Origin of the sequence: Streptomyces sp. AJS327 (genome assembly GCF_013450295.1) — a bacterium.
Classification (GTDB): domain Bacteria; phylum Actinomycetota; class Actinomycetes; order Streptomycetales; family Streptomycetaceae; genus Streptomyces.
Map to the genome: position 1 here is coordinate 87,376 of NZ_SKBR01000005.1, position 20,404 is coordinate 107,779.

The following is a 20,404-nucleotide window of genomic DNA, read 5'->3' on the forward strand; positions in this document are numbered from 1 at the left end:
GTGCGCAGGGACGACGGTGCGCCACAGGGCCGACAAGGGGCGGGCAGTGACCGGCGGGGATAGGCCAGAGCCCCCGCCCGGCGACCCGGCGTCCCCCGGCGCGGCGGACGCGTCCTGGCCCGCCACCCCGGAGGGCCCGGCGGAGGAGCCTCCCGACCCGGAGGCCGACCCGGGCGAGGCCGAGCAGGGTGAGGAACCCGACCCGAGCGCGCTCCGCATCGAGCAGCTGATCCTCGGGGCCGAGCGGCGGTACACGCCCTTCCAGGCCGCCCGCGCCGCCGGGGTGTCGATGGAGCTGGCGTCCCGCTTCTGGCGCGCGATGGGCTTCGCGGACGTCGGCCAGACCCGCGCGCTCACCGAGGCGGACGTGCTGTCGCTGCGGCGGCTGGCCGGTCTGGTGGAGGCCGGTCTGCTGAGCGAGGCCACCGCCGTGCAGGTCGCCCGCTCCACCGGGCAGACCACCGCGCGGCTGGCCGACTGGCAGATCGACTCCTTCCTGGAGGGCCTGACCGAGCCGCCGGAGCCGGGCATGACCCGGAACGAGGTCACCTACCCCCTGGTCCAGCTGCTCCTGCCCGAGCTGGAGGAGTTCCTGGTCTACGTCTGGCGGCGGCAGCTCGCCGCCTCCGTCGGCCGGGTGGTCCAGGGGCAGGACGACGAGGAGACCGTCGACCGGCGGCAGGCCATCGGCTTCGCCGACCTGGTCGGCTTCACCCGGCTCAGCCGCCGCCTGGAGGACGACGAACTGGGCGAGCTGGTCGAGGCGTTCGAGACCACGGCGGCCGACCTGGTCGCGGCGCACGGCGGGCGCCTCATCAAGGCCCTGGGTGACGAGGTGCTGTACGTCGCGGAGGAGGCGGGCACCGCCGCCGAGATCGGCCTCCGCCTGATCGAGACCCTGGCCAACGACGCGACCATGCCCGAGCTGCGCGTCGGCATCGCCTTCGGCACCATGACGACGCGGATGGGCGACGTCTTCGGCAGCACCGTCAACCTCGCCAGCCGCCTCACGTCGATAGCGCCGAAGGACGCGGTGCTGGTGGACGGCGCCTTCCGGGACGAGCTGACCGCGGTCGGCGACGCCCCCGAGTCGGAGAAGGACACCGCGGACCTCTCCGGCTTCCGCTTCGCCCTCCAGCCGCTCTACCCCCGCCCGGTGCGGGGCCTGGGCGTCGTCGAGCCGTGGATCCTCTCCCGCCGCCGGGGCGGCTCCGCCTAGCGTCCCGGGCGGCCTCCGAGGCCCGCGCTCGCGACGGCAGGGCCCGGCGGCGTCGGCGTGACCGCACGTCAGCCACCGTCGCCAACCGCCGCCGCCCGGTGGGCGGACGGGCCCGCACCGGGCTGGGAGCGCCCGGGACCGCCGCGTACAGTGACCAGCGATCCGGACCGAGCCGGACGGGCGCGCGGGAGGCGTGGATGAGTGCAGACGGGGAGCGGCGCTACGGGGAGTGGGTCGTGGTGCGCGGGGCCGGGGGCGCGGACTCCGGAGAGCGGCCCGCCGACCTCGCCCCCGGGGTCGCCGAACTGGTGCTGGACCGGCCCAGGGCGATGAACGCCGTCTCCACCGAGCTGGCCTTCGGCCTGGCCGAGGCGTGCGCGGCGCTCGCCGAGGACCCGTCGGTGCGGGCCACCGTGGTCACCTCGTCGCACGAGCGGGCGTTCTGCGTCGGCGCCGACCTCAAGGAGCGCAACTCCCTCACCGACCGGGAGCTGTCCCGGCAGCGCCCCTACGCCCGCGCCGCGTACACCGGGGTGCTGGAGCTGCCGATGCCGACCGTCGCCGCCGTGCACGGCTTCGCGCTGGGTGGCGGGTACGAGCTGGCGCTCTCCTGCGACGTGATCGTGGCCGACCGGACGGCCGTCGTCGGGCTGCCCGAGGTGTCGGTCGGCGTGATCCCAGGCGGCGGGGGCACCCAGCTCCTGCCGCGCCGGGTGGGCGCCGCCCGCGCCGCCGAACTCGTCTTCAGCGCACGCCGGGTGGCGGCCGAGGAGGCCCACCGGCTGGGCATGGTGGACGAGTTGGTGCCCGAGGGCGAGGACCGGGGCACCGCGCTGGAGCTGGCCGGGCGGATCGCCGCCAACTCCCCGGTCGGGCTGCGGGCCGCGAAGCGGGCGCTGCGCACCGGCTGGGGCATGGACCTGCGCGCCGGGCTGGAGGTCGAGGACGCCGCCTGGCGCGGGGTGGCCTTCTCCGGCGACCGTACGGAGGGCGTGGCCGCGTTCAACGAGAAGCGGAAGCCGGTCTGGCCCGGCGAGTGAACCGCGCGGCGCCACCCGCCCCCGAGCGCGCCGTGGGGGCCGCGTCCGGCCGCAGCCGGGGGCCGCGGCGGACGCCGTCCGGCGGGCCGCCGCCGACCCGTCCCGTAGGCCGTCTGCGCTGGTCGGGTGAGGGGTGGGCTCGCCCGGCGCGGCACGGTGATTGCTCCTAACCTGGCCCGTATGGGAGACGACGCGCGGCTGGGCGCGGTGGTGAGCCTCGCCCAGAGGATGGCCGCGGCGCACACCCTCCGCGAGGTCGCCCACGCGGCGGGCGCGGGCGCGCTGGAGGCGCTGGGCGGCTCCTTCGCCGCCGTCCTGGTGTGGGAGCGCGCGCACGGACGGCTCCGGGTGCTGGCCAACGTCGGCCAGCTCGCGGAGGGGAAGGAGCCCTTCCCGGAGCGGGAGACCTACCCGGTGCACGACTTCCCCGAGATGAGCAGGCTGCTCCACGAGCGGTGGGCGAGCGGTGGAGAGCCGGACGCCTGGGTCGAGACCGCGCCCGGCGTCGGCGGCGGGGCCGGCGGACGCGCGGGGGCGCGGAGCGGGGAGCCGCCGGGCCGCCGGGGCTGGGGCAGCCGGGTGGTGGCGCCGATCGTGGTGCACGGCCAGGCGTGGGGCGAGCTGTACGTGGCGCGGGCCGGGAGCGAACCGGTCTACGGGCGGCAGGACGCGGACTTCGCCGCGGTGCTCGCGGCGATCGTCGCGTCCGGCATCGCGCAGAACGAGCGGCTGGAGGAGGTGCGCCGGCTCGCCTTCACCGACCCGCTGACCGGCCTGGCCAACCGGCGAGCGGTCGACATAGGGCTGGACGAGGGGCTGGAGCGGCACCGGGCCGACGGCACCGTGCTCAGCCTGGTGGTCTGCGACGTGAACGGCCTCAAGCGGGTCAACGACGAACACGGGCACGAGGCGGGCGACCGGCTGCTCCAGCACTTCGGCGCGCTCCTCTCGCTCTGCGGCGCGCGGCTGCCCGACTCCCTCGCGGCGCGGCTCGGCGGGGACGAGTTCTGCCTGCTGGCGACCGGCCCCCCGGCGGACGACGTGATCGAGGTGGCCAGCGAACTCTGCCGCCGCGCCCTGGAGTTGGAGCTGGGGCAGGGGATCGCCTGCGGGGTCGCCTCGACCGGGGACCCGATCGGCCCCGTCGACTCGGCCCGCCGCGTCTTCCGGCTGGCCGACGCCGCCCAGTACCGGGCGAAGGCGGCGCACGCGCGCACCCCGGTGGTCGCGGGCCGCGCGGGCGGGCGGGACGATCCGGTGGTGCGCCTCGCCGACGAGGCGGTGGCGCGACGGGGGGTGGAGCGCCGCCGATTCCGGGGCCGACCCCCCTCGTGACAGCGCTGGATTCACTCTCTAGGGTTTCTGAATATGAATATGCAGACTGTGGTGGTGGGAACCTCCGGGACGACCCCCGCGGACGTCCTCGCCGTCGCCCGGCACGGTGCCCGGGTGGAGCTGTCCGCGGAAGCGCTGACCGCGCTGCGCGCCGCGCGCCGCTTCGTCGACGACCTCGCCGCCAAGCCCGATCCGGTGTACGGGGTCTCCACCGGCTTCGGCGCCCTCGCCGTCCGCCACATCGGCGAGGACCTGCGCACCCAGCTCCAGCGCAACATCGTCCGCTCGCACGCCGCCGGGATGGGCCCGCGGGTGGAGCGGGAGGTGGTGCGGGCGCTGATGTTCCTCCGCCTCAAGACGCTGGCCTCCGGGCACACCGGAGTGCGCGCGGAGACCGCTCAGACCATGGCCGCCCTGCTCAACGCGGGCATCGTCCCGGTCGTCCACGAGTACGGCTCGCTCGGCTGCTCCGGCGACCTCGCCCCGCTCTCCCACTGCGCCCTGACCCTGCTGGGCGAGGGTGAGGCCGAGGGTCCGGACGGCACCGTGCGGCCGTCCGCCGAACTCCTCGCCGAGGCCGGGATCCACCCCGTCGAGCTGCGCGAGAAGGAGGGGCTCGCGCTGCTCAACGGCACCGACGGCATGCTCGGCATGCTGCTGATGGCCGCCGCCGACCTGTCCCGCCTGCTCACCAGCGCCGACATCACGGCCGCCCTCTCCCTGGAGGCCCTGCTCGGCACCGACCGGGTCCTCGCCCCCGAGCTGCACGCCATCCGGCCGCACCCCGGGCAGGCCACGAGCGCCGCCAACATGCGCGCCGTGCTGGACGGATCGGAGCTGACCGGACACCACCAGGAGGACGCCCCCCGGGTCCAGGACGCCTACTCGGTGCGCTGCGCCCCGCAGGTCGCGGGCGCGGTACGGGACACCCTGACGCACGCCCGCACCGTCGCGGAGCGGGAGCTGGCCGCCGCCGTGGACAACCCGGTGGTGCTGGCGGACGGGCGGGTCGAGTCGAACGGCAACTTCCACGGCGCCCCGGTCGCGTACGTCCTGGACTTCCTCGCGGTGGCCGCCGCCGACCTGGGCTCCATCGCGGAGCGCCGCACCGACCGGCTGCTGGACAAGAACCGCTCCCACGGGCTGCCGCCGTTCCTGGCGGGGGACGCGGGCGTCGACTCGGGGCTGATGATCGCCCAGTACACCCAGGCGGCGCTGGTCAGTGAACTGAAACGGCTGGCGGTCCCGGCGTCGGCCGACTCCATCCCCTCCTCCGCGATGCAGGAGGATCACGTGTCCATGGGCTGGTCGGCCGCGCGGAAGCTGCGCACCGCCGTCGACGCGCTCGGCCGGGTGCTGGCCGTCGAGCTGTACACCGCGACGCGGGCGCTGGAGCTGCGGGCCGAGGCGCTCGGCCGGACGCCGGGGCCCGCCGGGCGCGCGGTGGTGCGGGCGCTGCGGGCCGCCGGTGCCGAGGGTCCCGGCGGCGACCGCTTCCTCGCCCCCGACCTGGCCGCCGCCGAGCGGTGCGTCCGCTCCGGTGAGCTGGTCCGCGCCGCCGAGGCGGTCACCGGCGAGCTGGCCTGAGCCGCCCCTAGGGCGCGGGGCGGGTGGCGGCGCGCGGCGCCGCCCTGCCCGGTGCGCGGATCGAGCGGGTGACGAGCCAGGCGCCGCCCGCGCCCAGCAGCCCCAGCCCAGCCAGCGCGTACGGCATGGAGCTGTCGGCCGCCGACTCGGTGGCCGCCGTGTCCCGCTCAGCCCGGGCCTCCGCGGCCCCGTCCCGCGGGGTGCCGGGCGCGTCGGCCCGGGCGGCCGTGATCCGCTCGTCCGCGCCGGAATCCGCCGGGCGCCCCCGCCGGTCGGTGTTCTCCGGTCCTCGCGCGCGCTCGGCCGCGCGGTCCCGGGCGAGTTGGTCGTCGGCGTGGGGCCCGGCGGCGAACCGCGCGCCGTCGGCCACTTCCGCGCGCTCCGCCGTGCCCGAGTCCTCCGGGACGGCGTGCGCGGTGGGCAGGAAACAGAGAGCCGTCAGCAGTCCTCCGGCCGCCGCCGCGGTGAACAGAGGCCGGCGATGAGCGGACAGAGAGGAATGTCCGGCTTTGACCACGGGGTTTTGTCCCTTTCGGTGTACCGCTGCCGCGCCCGCACAGGCGAACTGGCCTTGCCGCAGGGGATGTTACTGAGAAGGAGGGCTTCCGGAAAACCCGAGTCGCCCCCGGTCGGACGGTCGTTGTGCGGGACGTGTGGCGAGTTCCGCCTGGAGTGGGGGTGGTTCGGACTCCTCGCGAATACGTGTTTCACCCCACAGTTTCACTGAAAGTGGAACCGGCCATAGCCTGTTGGCGTTTCTTCGCGTAGAGGTGGCATACGCATGTCCGGTTTGGCAGGTCTGGGGGCGTACGCAGCACTTCGCGGAGTCATGGGGCGTGAGACCGGATGGAGAGATACGTGATAGCGGTGGGGAAGCGCCAGAGGGTCCTGGCGGGCACGGCCGTGCTGCTGGGCTGCGCGTTGACGCTTACGGCCTGTGGCGGCGGGGGCGACAGCTCGGACGCCTCGTCCGATGTCTCGGGTAAGAAGGGGAGCGAGGGCTCCTCCTCGGAGGCGCGCATCAAGCTGGCGGCCAAGAACGGCTCCGACGGGGCGAGCATCAACACCGGCGGCAACGTCACCGTCTCGGGTGGCAAGCTCACCGAGGTGACGATGCGCTCCGTGCAGTCGGGCAGCGCCGTCGAGGGCTCCATCGCGGGGAACGGCAAGAGCTGGAAGCCCAGCGACCAGCTGGAGCGCGCCACCCAGTACGAGATCACCGCCAAGGCGAAGGACGGCGAGGGGCGCAAGGCCGTCGAGAACGCCACCTTCACCACCGTCTCGCCGGACAACAGCTTCATCGGCACCTACGCGGGCGAGGACGACGCCACCGTCGGCGTCGGCATGCCGGTCTCCTTCACCTTCGACAAGCAGATCACCGACAAGAAGGCCGTCCAGTCCGCGATCAAGGTCAGCTCCACCAGCGGCCAGGAGGTCGTGGGGCACTGGTTCGGCGCGGACCGCCTCGACTTCCGCCCCGAGGAGTACTGGAAGGCGGGCTCCAAGGTCACCGTCAAGCTCGACCTCGACGGCGTGAAGGGCGGCGAGGGGATCACCGGCGTCCAGGAGAAGACCTTCCACTTCACCATCGGCCGCGCCCAGGTCAGCACTGTCGACGTGAAGAAGAAGACCATGGAGGTGGAGCGGGACGGCAAGGTCATCAAGACGATCCCGATCTCCGCCGGAAGCGCGAAGAACCCCACCTACAACGGCGCCATGGTCGTCTCCGAGAAGCACAAGGAGACCCGGATGGACGGCCAGACCGTCGGCTTCGGCCGCAAGGGCGCCGAGGGGTACGACATCCCCGACGTGCCGCACGCCATGCGCCTGTCCACCTCCGGCACCTTCATCCACGGCAACTACTGGGGCGCCCCCTTCGGCGAGGGCAACACCAGCCACGGCTGCGTGGGCCTGAAGGACGAGCAGGGCGCGAAGAGCACCACGACCGACGGCGCCTGGTTCTACGACAACTCGATGGTCGGGGACCTGGTCGTGGTGAAGGGCTCCCCGGACAAGACCATCCAGCCGTCGAACGGGCTCAACGGCTGGAACATGGACTGGTCCGAGTGGAAGGCCGGCTCCGCCGTCTGACGGCCGTCTGACGCCGCCCACCGCGTGACCCCACCGCCCTCGGGTGTGCCGCTCCGGCACCCCGGGGGCGGTCGCCGTTCCGCGACGACTCAGCGGCCACCGCGCGACAGCGGCGGCGTACGGGTCCGTGGGAGTGGGCGCGGTTCAGCGAGGGGTCGGTGCGGCTCGGGTACGGGCCAGCGGAGGTCGGTACCGCCCGGTGCGGTTCAGCGGCAGGGGGCCGGTGGACGGGCCGCTACAGCCCCAGCACGTCGGGTTCGGTGGCCAGCTCGCGCAGCGCCGCGCGCGGATCGGTGACCAACTGCCGTTCCGCCAGGTCGAACACGGCCACGACGCCGTGGACCTCGGCGGCCTGGATACCGTCCGGCCGCCAGAAGACCTGCTCCACCCGGAAGGAGCGCCCGGTGCCCCAGGCGAAGCCGCAGCGGATGTCGACCTCGTCCCCGGCCCGCAGCTCCCGCTGGTACCGCACGGTGTTCTCCAGCGCCACCGGCCCCACGCCCGCCTTCAGCATGTCCTGCTGCCGGATCCCCGCGCGTTCCAGCATCGTCCAGCGGGCGTGCTCGGCGTACTGGAGGTAGACGCTCTGGTTCAGGTGCCCCTGCGCGTCGGTCTCGTAGCCACGCACCGTGATGCGCACACTGAACGGCTCCATGGGCGGTCGCTCCTCGTCAACATGCTCGCGTCACAGGACACTTCGCGCTCAGCATACCCAACAGCCCCTGGCCTGACCGGAGTTCAGGCACCGCTCTGGCCCCACCCCACGCCCCCGATCCGGGGCGTGGGGTGGGGTGGGGTGGGGCCGGGCTTCGGACGCGGCCCGTGTCCGGCGTGTCCCGCGTCCGAAGCTGTCCGGCTCAGTCCCGGGGCGGGGTGAGGCCGGTGGGGCAGGAGACGCCGGTGCCGCCGATACCGCAGTAGCCGGTGGGGTTCTTGTCGAGGTACTGCTGGTGGTATCCCTCGGCCGGGTACAGTGGCCGGTCCTCGGCGGGCAGGATCTCGGTGGTGATGTCGCCGTACCCCGCCCGGTTGAGCACCCGCTGGTACGCCTCGCGGGACGCCTCGGCGGCGGACCGCTGCGCGGCGGAGTGAGTGTAGATCGCCGAACGGTACTGGGTGCCCAGGTCGTTGCCCTGCCGGAAGCCCTGGGTGGGGTCGTGGGACTCCCAGAAGAGCCGCAGCAGCGCGTCGTAGGAGGTCTTCTCCGGGTCGAACACGACACGCACCGCCTCGGTGTGCCCGGTACGGCCGGAGCAGACCTCCTCGTAGGTCGGGTGGGGCGTGTGCCCACCCTGGTAGCCGACGAGGGTGGTCCACACGCCGTCGGCCCGCCAGAAGACCCGCTCGGCCCCCCAGAAGCAGCCCAGCCCGAAGTCGGCGACCTCCGTGCCCTCCGGGTACGGGCCGAGCAGCGGGTTGCCGAGCACGGTGTGCCGCTCCGGAACCGTGAACCCGGGCTCCGAGCGGCCCGGCAGGGCCTCCTCGGGGGTGGGCAGCTGGTGCTTGCTTCGGGCGAACAGCATGGGGACTCCAGGGTGTACTGCGGTGCTGGTCAGGTGGTGGTCTCCGAGGGCTTCGGGCCCCGCCCGGCGGGGGCGTCGGGCGCCCCGGTGGCGTCCTGGTCGAAGTCCACCCTGTTCATGTGCCGGTTCATCGACTTCATCAGCATCCACACCGCGAGACCGATCACGGCGAAGACGAGGAAGCCGAGGACGCCGGGCGTCACCTTGTTCTCGTCCAGCTCCTTCGCGAGGGGAAGGAGCTGGACCGTGCCCGTGTGGACCGTCTGCGTCACGCTCATACCGTCAATTGTCCCGGATACCCGCGAAGAGGTCGTCCTCGGGGAGGGAGGTGTCCACGAGGGACCGGGCCAGCTCGTACTCCTCGGTCGGCCAGACCTCCTGCTGTACCTCCATCGGCACCCGGAACCAGCCACCGTCCGGATCGATCTGGGTGGCGTGGGCGATCAGCGCCTTGTCGCGGATCTCGAAGTAGTCACCGCAGGGCACGTGGGTGGTGATGTTGCGGTCCGGCCGCTTCCAGGTCTTCCAGCGCTCCAGCCACTCCTCGTACGGTGACTCCAGGCCACGCTCCAGCAGCGCGTTGTGCAGGGCCTCCGTGCGGGCGCGGTTGAAGCCCTGGTTGTAGTAGAGCTTCTGCGGCTGCCAGAGCGGCCCGAACTCGGCCTCCGGGTACGCCTCCGGGTCGTTGGCGCCGTCGAAGGCGGCCGCCGAGATCTTGTACGTCATGATGTGGTCGGGGTGCGGGTACCCACCGTTCTCGTCGTACGTGGTGACGACCTGGGGGCGGAACTCGCGGATCAGCCGCACCAGCTCCCCGGCCGCCTCGTCCACGTCCTGGAGGGCGAAGCAGCCCTCGGGCAGCGGTGGCAGCGGGTCACCCTCCGGCAACCCGGAGTCGACGAAGCCCAGCCACGCCTGCCGCACCCCGAGGATCTCCCGGGCCTCGTCCATCTCCTTCTTCCGCACCTCGTGGATGTGCTTCTCCACGTACGGATCGCCCTGGAGCTTCGGGTTGAGGATGGAGCCGCGCTCGCCTCCCGTGCAGGTGGCGACCAGCACCTCCACCCCCTCGTCCACGTACTTCGCCATGGTGGCGGCACCCTTGCTCGACTCGTCGTCGGGGTGGGCGTGCACGGCCATCAGTCGCAGCTGCTCGTTCACGACAGTCAAGACTCCGGTCCTCATCACAGATCAACAGCACGTCAACCCCGTGTCGGTAGCGAGCCGGGGTGGCTTCTATAGTGACCGAAACGGCAGTGGCTGTATTCCCGTGGGCCCGCATCGTTTCGGAGAGGACCGACACCATGGCTGAGGTGCGTCACAACCCTCCGGTGGGTCGCTACGGACGCTCGGGGACGGACCGTGACGAGTCGCGTACGGACCGTCGGCTGAAGGCGGTGGGGGCCGTGCTCGGCGTGGCCCTGCTGGGCGTCCTCGGCTGGATCGGTTTCTCCTACGTCGCCGGGCAGAACGTCAGCGGGGAGATGATCAAGTTCAAGGTGGTCTCCGACCGCGCGGTCGAGGCGCACCTGGAGGTCCGCAAGGACCGCGACGCGGTGGGCACCTGCACGGTCCGCACCCAGGAGGTCAGCGGCGCCGAAGTGGGCCGCCGCCAGGTGGAGTTCGGCGCGGGCGAGAAGCGCGTCGACCGGGTCGTCACCATCCGCACCACGGCGCGGGCGACGAGCGCGGAGCTGGTCGGCTGCGAGTGACCGGCCGCTGAGCCGCGCCTCGCACCTCCTTCGCGCCAGGAAACCCGTCCGCCCGCTTCCCGTTCTCCGCCCTTTCCGCTCTTCCCTTCTTTTCCTGTTTTTCCGTTCGTTCTGCGTTTCCTGTTCTTCCCGGGGTCCGTGTTTTCCGTGTTTCCCGAGTGTCCGGGGGTACGGGGGTACGGGGTCGGGTGTCCGTGCGCCGTCCGTATTCCCCGGCTCGCCGTCTCGTGGCGGGGTGGAGCCCCGTCGCTCCGGTGGGCCGTCCGTCGCGCGTGGGCGCGGGCCTCTGGTGCCGGTTCCCCCGGCGCGCGTGACCCGGGCCGCCCGGCCCGCCCACTCTCTCCCGTGCCCGCGGTGTCCGACGCGGGGTGGATGGCGCTGTCCGGCGCGGCGGCCGGTGCCGGGGGGCCGGGGTGGGGTGCCCGGGGTGGGGGCGGGGTATCGCGGGCCGCTTCGGGGGGTAGGTATCGGGGACACGGCAGCCCAGCGGCAGACAGAGGACCGCAGGTCCACAGAAACCCGGTCCGCGCGGGGCGAACCCGCGTCTTCTTCCCTTTCTCCCCGAAATTGGTAAGGTCGTGGTTTCGCCCCCTGCGAAGGTCCACCCTTCCGGGTAGGGCGTTGTTTGTTATCCACAGTACCGACGAGGAGCACCTGTGACCCAGACCAGCGACAACGTCACCTGGCTGACCCAGGAGGCGTACAACCAGCTCAAGGCCGAGCTGGAGTACCTGTCGGGTCCTGCACGTACCGAGATCTCCAAGAAGATCGAGGCGGCTCGCGAAGAGGGTGACCTCCGCGAGAACGGCGGGTACCACGCGGCGAAGGAGGAGCAGGGAAAGCAGGAGTTGCGCGTCCGGCAACTGGAGCAGCTGCTGGAGACCGCGAAGGTCGGAGTGGCCCCCGCCGACGACGGCGTGGTTGCCCCTGGAATGGTCGTCACCATCGCCTTCGAGGGCGATGAGAACGACACGATGACGTTCCTGCTCGCGTCCCGTGAGTACGCGAGTGGTGACATCGAGACGTACTCGCCGCAGTCACCGCTCGGTAGCGGGGTGAACGGCAAGAAGGTCGGTGCTGAGGCGCAGTACGAACTCCCGAACGGCAAGATGGCGTCGGTGACCGTCTTGGACGCCAAGCCCTACCAGGGTTAGCGGCCGGGGAAGCGAGGTAGAGCCCCCGGCCGGAAGGCCGGGGGCTCTCGCTGTATCCGCCCGCAGGCGTGTCCGCCGGACGCGGTGCCAGCCAGGCACCGCGTCCGGCGGAGGCGTTTCGGCGGACCGTCGGCCAGTGCTCCGGGGGCGGGTCGGGGTGACGCCCGGCCCGCCCAACGGGGCGGCGGTCAGGCGGCGTTGCGGTACTTGCGCACCGCCAGGGTGCGGAAGATCGCGATGATCACGATGGACCAGAGCATCGAGGCGATGGCCGGGTGCTGCATCGGCCAGGCGTCCGGCACCGGATAGCCCTCGGGCAGGTTGCCGAAGAGGTCGCGGCAGGCGACCACGGTCGCGCTGAACGGGTTCCACTCGGCGATGTGCTGGAGGAACGACGGCATGTTCTGTGAGGGCACGAAGGCCACCGAGATGAACGTGAGCGGGAAGAGCCAGATCAGCCCGCCGGAGGTCGCGGCCTCCGGGGTGCGGACGGAGAGGCCGATCAGCGCGCCGATCCAGGTGAAGGCGTAGCCGAGCAGGAGCAGCAGGCCGAACCCCGCGAGCGCGTTGAGCAGTCCGTCGTGTGCGCGCCAGCCGACGAGCAGCGCCACGATCGCCAGCACCACCAGCGTCAGCGCGGTCTGCACCAGGTCGGCGAGCGACCGGCCGGTGAGCACGGCCCCGCGGGACATGGGCAGGGAACGGAAGCGGTCGATCAGCCCCTTGTGCATGTCGTCCGCTATCCCGGCGCCGGCACCGGCGGTGGCGAAGGTGACGGTCTGCGCGAAGATGCCGCCCATCAGGAACTGCCGGTAGGTGTCGGCGTCGAGACCGGCGCCCGGGACGCTGATCGAGCCGCCGAAGACGTAGCTGAACAGCACGACGAACATGATCGGCTGGATCAGCGCGAAGATGACCACCTCGGGGATGCGCAGCATCCGCAGCAGGTTGCGTTTCGCGATGATCAGGGAGTCGCGGACGGACCGCGCTATCCCTCCGCCGCTCGCCGAGGGCGTGGGGGTGGCGGTCTGGGTGGGGGCGCTCACTGCTGGTTCTCCTTGTCCGTCACCGTGTTCTCCGCGGTCGCGCCTCGGTCACCGCCGCGTGAGCCTCCCGCGGACGGTGGGGTCTCGTCTCCCTCGGCGGCGTGTCCGGTGAGGGAGATGAAGACGTCGTCCAGGGTGGGGCGGCGCAGTCCGATGTCGTCGATCTCGACGCCCTGGGCGTCCAGTTCGCGGATGATCTCGGCCAGCAGCTTCGCGCCGCCGGTGACCGGGACGGTGAGTCTGCGGGCGTGGGTCTCCACCGCGACCTCGGTCTTGCCGGGGCCCTGGAGTCCGTGCCGGTCGAGGATCGCCTTGGCGGTGGGTATGCGGTCGCGCTCGTGGACCACGACCTCCACGCGTTCCCCGCCGGTCTGGGCCTTGAGCTGGTCGGAGGTGCCCCGCGCGATCACCCGGCCGTGGTCGACGACCGCGATGTTGTGGGCCAGCCGGTCGGCCTCCTCCAGGTACTGGGTGGTGAGCAGCAGCGTGGTGCCGCCCGCGACCAGGTCCTCGATCACCTCCCAGAGCGCCTGCCGGTTGCGGGGGTCGAGGCCGGTGGTCGGCTCGTCCATGAACATCACGGGTGGGCTGACGACCAGCGCGGCGGCGAGGTCGAGCCGTCGGCGCATACCGCCGGAGTAGGTCTTCGCGGGGCGGTCCGCGGCCTCCGTGAGGTGGAACCGCTCCAGCAGTTCGGTGGCCCGGCGCTTCGCGTCCCGGCCGGACATCTGGTAGAGCTGGCCGACCATCTGGAGGTTCTCGCGGCCGGTGAGGTACTCGTCGACGGCGGCGAACTGGCCCGAGAGGCCGATGGAACGGCGCACCGCGTCCGGGTTCCTGAGGACGTCGATCCCGGCGACGACCGCGGTGCCGCTGTCCGGCCGGAGGAGGGTGGTCAGGACCCGGACGGCGGTGGTCTTTCCCGCTCCGTTCGGCCCGAGCAGACCGAGCACGGTGCCTTCCGGGACGTCGAGATCGACGCCGTCCAGAGCCCTTACGTCGCCGAAGGTCTTGACCAGACCCTCGGCGTGAATGGCGCCTGGCATAGATGGGCTCCCAGGGATGGAGGGCGGTCCGCGGCGGACCGCGATGTCGGGATGGTGGATTCACCGGATTTATCCGGCATCAGAGACAGTGCTGTGGCCGGACCAGCAGTATGGAGGACGCGCTATATCGCGTCAAGGAAACTAGCGATATAGCGCGCCAACCTGTCGCGTACGCGCCTCAGTTCATGATCGTGTACCCGGCGGCCCGCAGGGCCCGTGCCACCTCGTCACAGTGCCGCGCCCCCTTCGTCTCCAGGTGGACCTCCACCTCCGCCTCGTCCAGGCCGAGCCGGGGGTCGGTCCGCACATGGCTCACGTCCAGCACGTTCGCGTCCGCGAGGGACAGTTCGCGCAGCAGCCCCGCCAGCACGCCCGGGCTGTCGGGCAGCCGGAGCCGGAGGGAGAGGTATCGCCCGGCCGCCGCCATCCCGTGCCGGAGGGTGCGCTGTAGGACCAGCGGGTCGACGTTCCCCCCGGAGAGCACCGCCACCAGCGGCCCCTCGAAGGAGTCGGGCTCGGACAGCAGCGCCGCGACCGGGCTCGCCCCCGCCGGTTCGACCACCAGCTTCGCGCGCTCCAGGCACAGCAGGAGCGCGCGGGAGAGCGCGTCCTCGGACACGGTACGGACCTCGTCCACCAGAGAGCCAACGATTTTGAACGGCACGTCGCCGGGGCGTCCGACCTTGATCCCGTCGGCCATGGTGCTCACCGAGTCCAGGGCGACCGGATGCCCGGCGGCCAGGGAGAGGGGGTAGGCCGCCGCCCCCTCCGCCTGCACCCCGATCACCCGCACGTCCGGGCGGAGCGCCTTGACGGCCGTGGCGACCCCGGCGACCAGACCGCCTCCGCCGACACCGACGACGATCGTGCGGACCTCCGGGCACTGCTCCAGGATCTCCAGGCCCAGGGTGCCCTGACCCGCGACCACGTCCGGGTGGTTGAAGGGGTGGATGAACACGGCGCCGGTCTCCCGCGCGTACTCCTGCGCGGCCTCCAGCGTCTCGTCGACCACCTGGCCGTGCAGTCGCACGTGGGCGCCGTAGTCGCGGGTGGCGGTGACCTTCGGCAGGGGCGCGCCCTCCGGCATGAACACGGTGGCGGTGACGCCGAGGAGCCGCGCGGCGAGCGCCACCCCCTGCGCGTGGTTGCCCGCGCTGGCCGCCACCACGCCGCGCGCCCGCTCGGCGGCGGAGAGCCCGGCGATGCGCACGTAGGCGCCGCGCAGTTTGAAGGAGCCGGTGCGCTGGAGGTTCTCGCACTTGAGGTGCACGGGCGCGGAGATCAGCTCGGAGAGCTGGCGGCTGCTCTCCATCGCCGTCATCCGGGCGACGCCGGAGAGCGTCTTCCGGGCTGCGGTGACGTCCTCGGGGGTGGGGCCGGACGCGGGATCGGAGGTGCTGGCGGTGGTGCCGGGATCGCTGACGGGGGTGGTGTCGGAGGGGGGATGGGGGGTGGGGGTGGGACGCGTCGCGGGGGTGGTGGACGCGGTCGTGGCGGGGGTGGGTGTGGACCCCGGGGAGATGGCGCCGTCGGTGTGGGCGGGGTCGGGCTGAGGGGTGGCAGAGCTGTCGACCATGCGGCCAGTCTTGCACCAGGGGGCCGGAGGTGAGGGCTCGTGGGTTTGCTGCGCGGGTTCCCGCAGTGTCGGTACGAGCCGGGCGTGAGCGGCGTACTGTGTGCCCCACACCACGGCCGTACGGACCGCGCACTTCAGGAACTTAGGTAACTTTCCCCAAAGAAGCGAGCATCCGCCATGCCCACACACCCGGACATGACGACAGACATCCCGACACACATGCCGACACAGATGCCCACAGATGTGCCAACTGACATGCCGAACCCCGTGACCACGGAGCTTCCCGCCGCCAGCGCGGTCGACCGGAAGCCCGCGGCGGACCCCGACATCACCGACCCGAACGACCCCGTGCAGGACCGAGTGGCGCTGCTTGAGGCGATCCAGCATCAGGTGGCCGTCTTCGCGCGGCGCGCCGAGCAGACCCGCCTCGGGGGGATCGGCCAGGCCCGGAACTCCATGGACCGCGCCGCCTACCTGCTGCTCAACCGGCTTGACCAGGAAGGCCCGATGGGTGTGAAGGCGCTCGCGGCCGGGATGGGCATCGACTCCTCCACCGTGACCCGGCAGGTGGCCCCGCTCGTCGATTCCGGCCTGGTCAAGCGGACCTCGCACCCGGAGGACGGCCGGGCGGTCGTCCTGGCGCTGTCCCCGCGCGGCGCCACCCGGCTCGCCGATGTGCGCACCTCACGCCGGGAGTTGATGGCGCAGGCCACGGAGGACTGGAGCGAGGACGAGCGGGAGGAGTTCTGCGACCTGCTGACCCGCTTCAACGCCGCGCTGCTCCGGGTCAACCCGTCCGCCGCCACCTCCGGACCCGTCTCCTCCTGAACCGCCCCGGGGGCGCCCCGGCCCCCAAGTAGCCCCGCACCCCGGATCGTTCACGCCCCGGGACGACGTGTCCCGGGCGGAGCTGATCCGGGCGTCCCCCGTACCCCGGCGCCCGCTGGCCAGGACCGACTCCCGCGGCCGAGCCCGGTGTGGCCGTCCCGGACGCGGACGCCCCCCGGCCGGGCGGGGTTCAACAAGCGCCCGGCGTGGCGGTGTTGGGCAGCCGGTTCGCGTCCCGCCGGACCGTACGGGGTCGCCGTGCACGGCGCTCGGCCCAGCCCGGCCGCGCCCTCCCACGTCGTCGCTCGCGCGGGGACGCACGCACGCTCCTCCCCCAACTCGCCCGCGCGGCACGGTAGTCGGTCCGACGGGACGTTTCCCGGCCGCCGACTCCCGTGCCCGCTCCGTCGGTTCTGACCCGCGATGCCGTGCGACGGTGCTCCACCCGGTTCGTACCGGCGGTGGGACGGGGAGGTCTGGGGAGCGAACTGGGGTGCCGAACCGCCGGATTACGGGCGGACGCGACAGCACGCGCGGACGCCGGGGACGCGGGCCGGGCGGGCCGTAGCACCCCGGAGACGGTCAACCCGACCGCCCACGGCGCCTGTCGCGCGCCGCGTCCGGCACCCCGTACTCCGGCCCGCGCTCCCCGCCGGGCCCCGCACCCTTGATTCGATCATCCGCGCTGCCGTCCCATGGCGAACAGGAGGGTGGGGTGGAAGAACGGAGAGACCGCCAGGAACGCTGTCGTACCCGGGAGTTCGAGAGCTACGTCGCGGGCGCGGGTGGCCGGTTGCTGCGCGCCGCCCGGCTGCTGAGCGGCGAGCCGCCCGGCGCGGCGCCCGCCGCCCGGCGGCTGCTGGAGGGTGCGCTGGCCGAGACCTACGCCGACTGGGACCGGCTGCGCGGCGCCGATCCGTACGAGCACACGCGGCGGACGCTGGCCGCGCGCTTCGCCCGGCACGCCTGGCGCCACCGGCGCCCACGCGGGGGCGTGCTCGGTGAACTGCCCCCGCGCGAACGGCTGGTGCTGGTGTTGCGGATGTACGAGGAGGTGGCCGAGGAGCAGACGGCGGCCGTCCTCGGGCTGCCCCGGGAACGGGTCCGGATGCTCTGTGCCCGTGGCGTCACCCGGCTCCTGGCCGCCTCGCCCACCCGGACGACGGCCCCGGCCGCCCCGCCGCGCGCCTCCGGCCCCCGGCTCCCCAGGTCCCAGCAGCCGCCGTCCTCCGGGCTCCAACAGGGCGCGCGGCGGGGGACGTTGGACGATCCGCGCCCCGGGGGCGCGGGATGAACGCGAGCCGCAGAAGGGAGGCGGTCCGCCGGATGCTGGAGGGACCGGCCGAGCCGGTGCCCCCGGACCTGGCGGGGGCCGCCGCCCGTCGGGGAGCGCGGCTGCGGCGCGGCCGCCGCGTGCTGCGGCGGTTCGCCTGGGGGCTGCTCGCGGTGCTGGTCGTGGCGCTGGTCGTCTGGGTGGCGCTGGAGAGCCCCTGGTCGGCCCGGCCGGTCCCGGCCCCGCCCCCCATGGACTGGTGACCCCACGTCGCCGCCCCCGGGGCGCCGACCGGTGGCGGGGCTTTCGCCCAACAGAGCAGAGTGGGACGGCAGTTCAGGAGGTGGGCGGCTGCTGGGCGCGGCTGCCGCCGGTGGCCTCCCAGCCCGCCACGGCCAGCGCCCGGTAGCCGGCGTACTCGGTGGCCGGATCGGCCGAGTCGGCCCAGGGCAGCGCGCCGACGTACCCGTCGACCACGCTGAGGGCCTCCATCGCCTCCCGGTAGCGCTCGGCCCGGACCAGGAAGCACACCAGCAGGTGCAGCACGTGCGGACGGACGGGGTGGCCGTCCTCCACCTGGTCGACGGCGAACTCCGCGGCCTCGATGGCCGTCTCGATCTCCGCGCTCTGGTACAGGCCGCGAACCATGTTGACCTCGGGCAGGTGCGCGTAGGTCGCGAACAGCGGCAGCGCGGGTAGCAGCGTGCCCTCCGGGGCCTGGGCGGCCGCGGTCCGCGCGAAGGCGTCCGCCCGCTCCTTGGCGCCGCTGTCCTGCTGCGACCAGTACGGCAGCGCGACCAGGTGGGCGCCCATGTGGTGCGGGGCGCGCCGCCGCACCTCGGACCAGAGCGACTCGAAGTCGGCCGTGCGGTAGCCCAGGTACCGCGCGACGAACAGCTCGGTGATGTGCGGCGTCGGGTCACGCGGGTCGAGCGCCGCCGCGTCCCGGCAGATGTTGCGCGCCTCCTCCAGCACGATGCGGTGGTCCTCCGAGGCCGGGTCCGCCACCGCCTGCCACACCAGGAACTGTGCGTACACCTGCGCGCCGCCCGCGTCCCCCGGCTGTTGCGCGCGCCAGTTCCGCAGCCACCGGGCGTCCCGGGGCCGCGGCTCCTTGCTGAGCGAGGGCCCGCCCGGCGCCTCACCGGAGGTGGCGTCCGCCGTGTCCAGGCCCCCGGCCCTGGCCTGCGACAGCTCCATCGCGGCGGCCCCGGCCAGCGACTGCACCCGCTGCCAGCGCAGCTCCCACTCGTCCGAGGTCAGCGCGAGCATCCGGGCCACGGGGCCCCAGTCCTGGGTGCGTTGGGTCTCCTCCAGCGCCTCCAGCAGCTCCGGGTCCGGTCCTGGCAGCCGTACGTCCAGCTCCTGGGGCGGGACGAAGCCGTAGCCCGAGGAGGGGTCGAGGGTCTGCCGCATCCCGCCCTCGGCCTCCTTCCGGAGACGGCGACGGCGCAGCGCGGGCGCGACCAGGACGCCGAAGACGGCGGTGAGGGCGATCAGCAGGAGCAGGGCTTCCATGTCGGCGGGTCTCCACACGGCTCGGGTCGGGCTCGGAGCGGGTGGCGGCCACCGCCCCGCTGGCCGGGCGGGCCGCTCCCTCCCTCCACGGTACGGTGCCGCGCCGGGACCGGGGCCGACCGGCCGCGACGGACGCCGGGGGCCGGGCGGCGGCGCGCGGCGGCCGGGCCGGGCGGAGGTCCGGAAGGGGTGTTTTCGGCGGGTTCGCCGGTGGTCTCCCGCGCGGGGTGGGAGCGGAGTCCCCTCCTCCTCCCCGGCGCCCTGGCGGGGAGTGCCCCACCAGGGCCTACCCTCGCCTCATGAGCGACCAGCCTGACAAGAGTTTCGAAACCCTGGCCATCCACGCCGGGCAGACCGCGGATCCGGTCACCGGGGCGGTCGTACCGCCGATCTACCAGGTGTCCACCTACAAGCAGGACGGTGTCGGCGGGCTGCGCGGCGGTTACGAGTACAGCCGGTCCGGCAACCCGACCCGGACCGCGCTGGAGGAGAACCTCGCCGCGCTGGAGGGCGGCAGGCGCGGCCTCGCCTTCGCCTCCGGCCTGGCCGCCGAGGACTGCCTGCTGCGTACGCTGCTCACACCGGGTGACCACGTGGTGATCCCGAACGACGCCTACGGCGGCACCTTCCGGCTCTTCTCGAAGGTGGCGGAGCGGTGGGGCGTGCGGTGGTCCGTCGCCGACACCTCGGACCCGGCGGCGGTGCGGGCCGCGCTGTGTGACCGGACGAAGGCGGTGTGGGTGGAGACGCCGTCCAACCCGCTGCTCGGCATCACCGACATCGCGGCGAGCGCGGAGGTCGCACGGGCCGCCGGGGCGCGGCTGGTGGTCGACAACACCTTCGCCAGCCCCTACCTCCAGCAGCCGCTGGCGCTCGGCGCCGACGTCGTCGTCCACTCCACCACCAAGTACATGGGCGGCCACTCCGACGTGGTGGGGGGCGCGCTGGTGGTGTCCGATCCCGAGCTGGGGGAGGAACTGGCCTTCCACCAGAACTCGATGGGCGCGGTGGCCGGCCCGATGGACGCCTGGCTGGTGCTGCGCGGCATCAAGACGCTGGCGGTGCGGATGGACCGGCACTGCGCCAACGCGGAGCGGGTGGTGGAGGCGCTGACCGCGCACCCGGAGGTGGCCGAGGTCTGCTACCCGGGCCTCCCGTCCCACCCGGGCCACGAGACGGCCGCCAAGCAGATGCGGGCCTTCGGCGGGATGGTGTCCTTCCGGGTGCGTGGCGGCGAGGAGGCCGCGGTGGGCGTCTGCGACCGTACCCAGCTGTTCACCCTCGGTGAGTCGCTGGGCGGGGTGGAGTCGCTGATCGAGCACCCGGGGCGGATGACGCACGCCTCGGCGGCCGGTTCCCCGCTGGAGGTGCCCGCCGACCTGGTGCGGCTGTCGGTGGGTATCGAGTCGGCGGACGACCTGCTGGCGGACCTCACCGCGGCGCTCGGCTGACGCCT

At 73.3% G+C, this 20,404-nt stretch carries 20 protein-coding genes; 11 read left to right on the plus strand and 9 right to left on the minus strand.

All coding sequences use genetic code 11. The features are described from left to right. Positions 1-46: 46 nt before the first annotated feature. From E0L36_RS26120 to hutH, 4 genes are all read left to right on the plus strand, one after another. Positions 47-1,219, plus strand: coding sequence for an adenylate/guanylate cyclase domain-containing protein (locus E0L36_RS26120; RefSeq protein ID WP_180931788.1), 1,173 nt, complete (start codon positions 47-49; stop codon positions 1,217-1,219). A 197-nt stretch (positions 1,220-1,416) separates the two neighbouring features. Beyond that, complete coding sequence (locus E0L36_RS26125; protein WP_180931789.1) at positions 1,417-2,259, plus strand: enoyl-CoA hydratase/isomerase family protein; 843 nt, start codon at positions 1,417-1,419, stop codon at positions 2,257-2,259. Positions 2,260-2,439: 180 nt separating this feature from the next. After that, positions 2,440-3,594, plus strand: coding sequence for a diguanylate cyclase domain-containing protein (locus E0L36_RS26130; RefSeq protein WP_180931790.1), 1,155 nt, complete (start codon positions 2,440-2,442; stop codon positions 3,592-3,594). A 33-nt stretch (positions 3,595-3,627) separates the two neighbouring features. Further along, positions 3,628-5,181, plus strand: a complete 1,554-nt coding sequence (hutH, locus tag E0L36_RS26135) for a histidine ammonia-lyase (RefSeq protein ID WP_180931791.1) — start codon at positions 3,628-3,630, stop codon at positions 5,179-5,181. A gap of 7 nt (positions 5,182-5,188) precedes the next feature. Here hutH and E0L36_RS26140 read toward each other — a convergent pair whose 3' ends face one another. Further along, the gene (locus E0L36_RS26140; protein WP_180931792.1) at positions 5,189-5,698 is read right to left on the minus strand and encodes a hypothetical protein; all 510 of its coding nucleotides are present in this window, start codon (positions 5,696-5,698) and stop codon (positions 5,189-5,191) included. 329 nt (positions 5,699-6,027) lie between these two features. Here E0L36_RS26140 and E0L36_RS26145 point away from each other — a divergent pair, with 329 nt between their 5' ends. Further along, entirely contained in the window at positions 6,028-7,272 is a 1,245-nt protein-coding gene (locus E0L36_RS26145; protein WP_180931793.1) for an Ig-like domain-containing protein, read from the plus strand. Positions 7,273-7,507: 235 nt separating this feature from the next. Here E0L36_RS26145 and E0L36_RS26150 read toward each other — a convergent pair whose 3' ends face one another. The 4 genes from E0L36_RS26150 to mca form a co-directional block, all read right to left on the minus strand. Beyond that, on the minus strand, positions 7,508-7,927 hold the full coding sequence (locus tag E0L36_RS26150) for a thioesterase family protein (protein ID WP_180931794.1): 420 nt from the start codon (positions 7,925-7,927) through the stop codon (positions 7,508-7,510). Between the two features lie 202 nt (positions 7,928-8,129). Further along, positions 8,130-8,795 carry a peptide-methionine (S)-S-oxide reductase MsrA gene (gene msrA, locus E0L36_RS26155; protein ID WP_180931795.1) on the minus strand — a complete coding sequence of 222 codons (666 nt, stop codon included), beginning with the start codon at positions 8,793-8,795 and terminating at the stop codon, positions 8,130-8,132. Positions 8,796-8,824: 29 nt separating this feature from the next. Further along, a complete protein-coding gene (locus E0L36_RS26160) occupies positions 8,825-9,073 on the minus strand; it encodes a hypothetical protein (RefSeq protein WP_180931796.1) in 249 nt (82 codons plus the stop codon). Between the two features lie 4 nt (positions 9,074-9,077). Then, a complete protein-coding gene (mca, locus tag E0L36_RS26165; protein ID WP_180931820.1) occupies positions 9,078-9,956 on the minus strand; it encodes a mycothiol conjugate amidase Mca in 879 nt (292 codons plus the stop codon). A gap of 143 nt (positions 9,957-10,099) precedes the next feature. Here mca and E0L36_RS26170 point away from each other — a divergent pair, with 143 nt between their 5' ends. Next, the gene (locus E0L36_RS26170) at positions 10,100-10,507 is read left to right on the plus strand and encodes a DUF4307 domain-containing protein (RefSeq protein WP_180931797.1); all 408 of its coding nucleotides are present in this window, start codon (positions 10,100-10,102) and stop codon (positions 10,505-10,507) included. Positions 10,508-11,163: 656 nt separating this feature from the next. After that, a complete protein-coding gene (greA, locus tag E0L36_RS26175) occupies positions 11,164-11,661 on the plus strand; it encodes a transcription elongation factor GreA (RefSeq protein ID WP_180931798.1) in 498 nt (165 codons plus the stop codon). A gap of 188 nt (positions 11,662-11,849) precedes the next feature. Here greA and E0L36_RS26180 read toward each other — a convergent pair whose 3' ends face one another. From E0L36_RS26180 to ilvA, 3 genes are all read right to left on the minus strand, one after another. Next, on the minus strand, positions 11,850-12,707 hold the full coding sequence (locus E0L36_RS26180; RefSeq protein WP_180931799.1) for an ABC transporter permease: 858 nt from the start codon (positions 12,705-12,707) through the stop codon (positions 11,850-11,852). Beyond that, positions 12,704-13,753: an ATP-binding cassette domain-containing protein gene (locus tag E0L36_RS26185; RefSeq protein WP_180931800.1), complete on the minus strand. Its 1,050-nt coding sequence runs from the start codon at positions 13,751-13,753 to the stop codon at positions 12,704-12,706. The genes E0L36_RS26180 and E0L36_RS26185 overlap by 4 nt, the downstream gene beginning before the upstream one ends. A gap of 178 nt (positions 13,754-13,931) precedes the next feature. After that, positions 13,932-15,329: a threonine ammonia-lyase gene (gene ilvA / locus E0L36_RS26190; RefSeq protein ID WP_258016623.1), complete on the minus strand. Its 1,398-nt coding sequence runs from the start codon at positions 15,327-15,329 to the stop codon at positions 13,932-13,934. Between the two features lie 255 nt (positions 15,330-15,584). Here ilvA and E0L36_RS26195 point away from each other — a divergent pair, with 255 nt between their 5' ends. The 3 genes from E0L36_RS26195 (at position 15,585) to E0L36_RS26205 (ending at position 17,693) form a co-directional block, all read left to right on the plus strand. After that, positions 15,585-16,157, plus strand: coding sequence for a MarR family winged helix-turn-helix transcriptional regulator (locus tag E0L36_RS26195; RefSeq protein WP_258016624.1), 573 nt, complete (start codon positions 15,585-15,587; stop codon positions 16,155-16,157). Between the two features lie 715 nt (positions 16,158-16,872). Continuing rightward, complete coding sequence (locus E0L36_RS26200) at positions 16,873-17,451, plus strand: sigma factor-like helix-turn-helix DNA-binding protein (protein WP_180931801.1); 579 nt, start codon at positions 16,873-16,875, stop codon at positions 17,449-17,451. Between the two features lie 32 nt (positions 17,452-17,483). Further along, positions 17,484-17,693, plus strand: a complete 210-nt coding sequence (locus E0L36_RS26205) for a hypothetical protein (RefSeq protein WP_374705594.1) — start codon at positions 17,484-17,486, stop codon at positions 17,691-17,693. Between the two features lie 73 nt (positions 17,694-17,766). Here E0L36_RS26205 and E0L36_RS26210 read toward each other — a convergent pair whose 3' ends face one another. Then, positions 17,767-18,948, minus strand: a complete 1,182-nt coding sequence (locus E0L36_RS26210; protein WP_180931803.1) for a hypothetical protein — start codon at positions 18,946-18,948, stop codon at positions 17,767-17,769. Between the two features lie 299 nt (positions 18,949-19,247). On the opposite strand from E0L36_RS26210, the gene E0L36_RS26215 reads away from it, so the two are divergent. Next, a complete protein-coding gene (locus tag E0L36_RS26215) occupies positions 19,248-20,399 on the plus strand; it encodes a cystathionine gamma-synthase (protein WP_180931804.1) in 1,152 nt (383 codons plus the stop codon). The last annotated feature ends 5 nt before the right edge of the window (positions 20,400-20,404 follow it).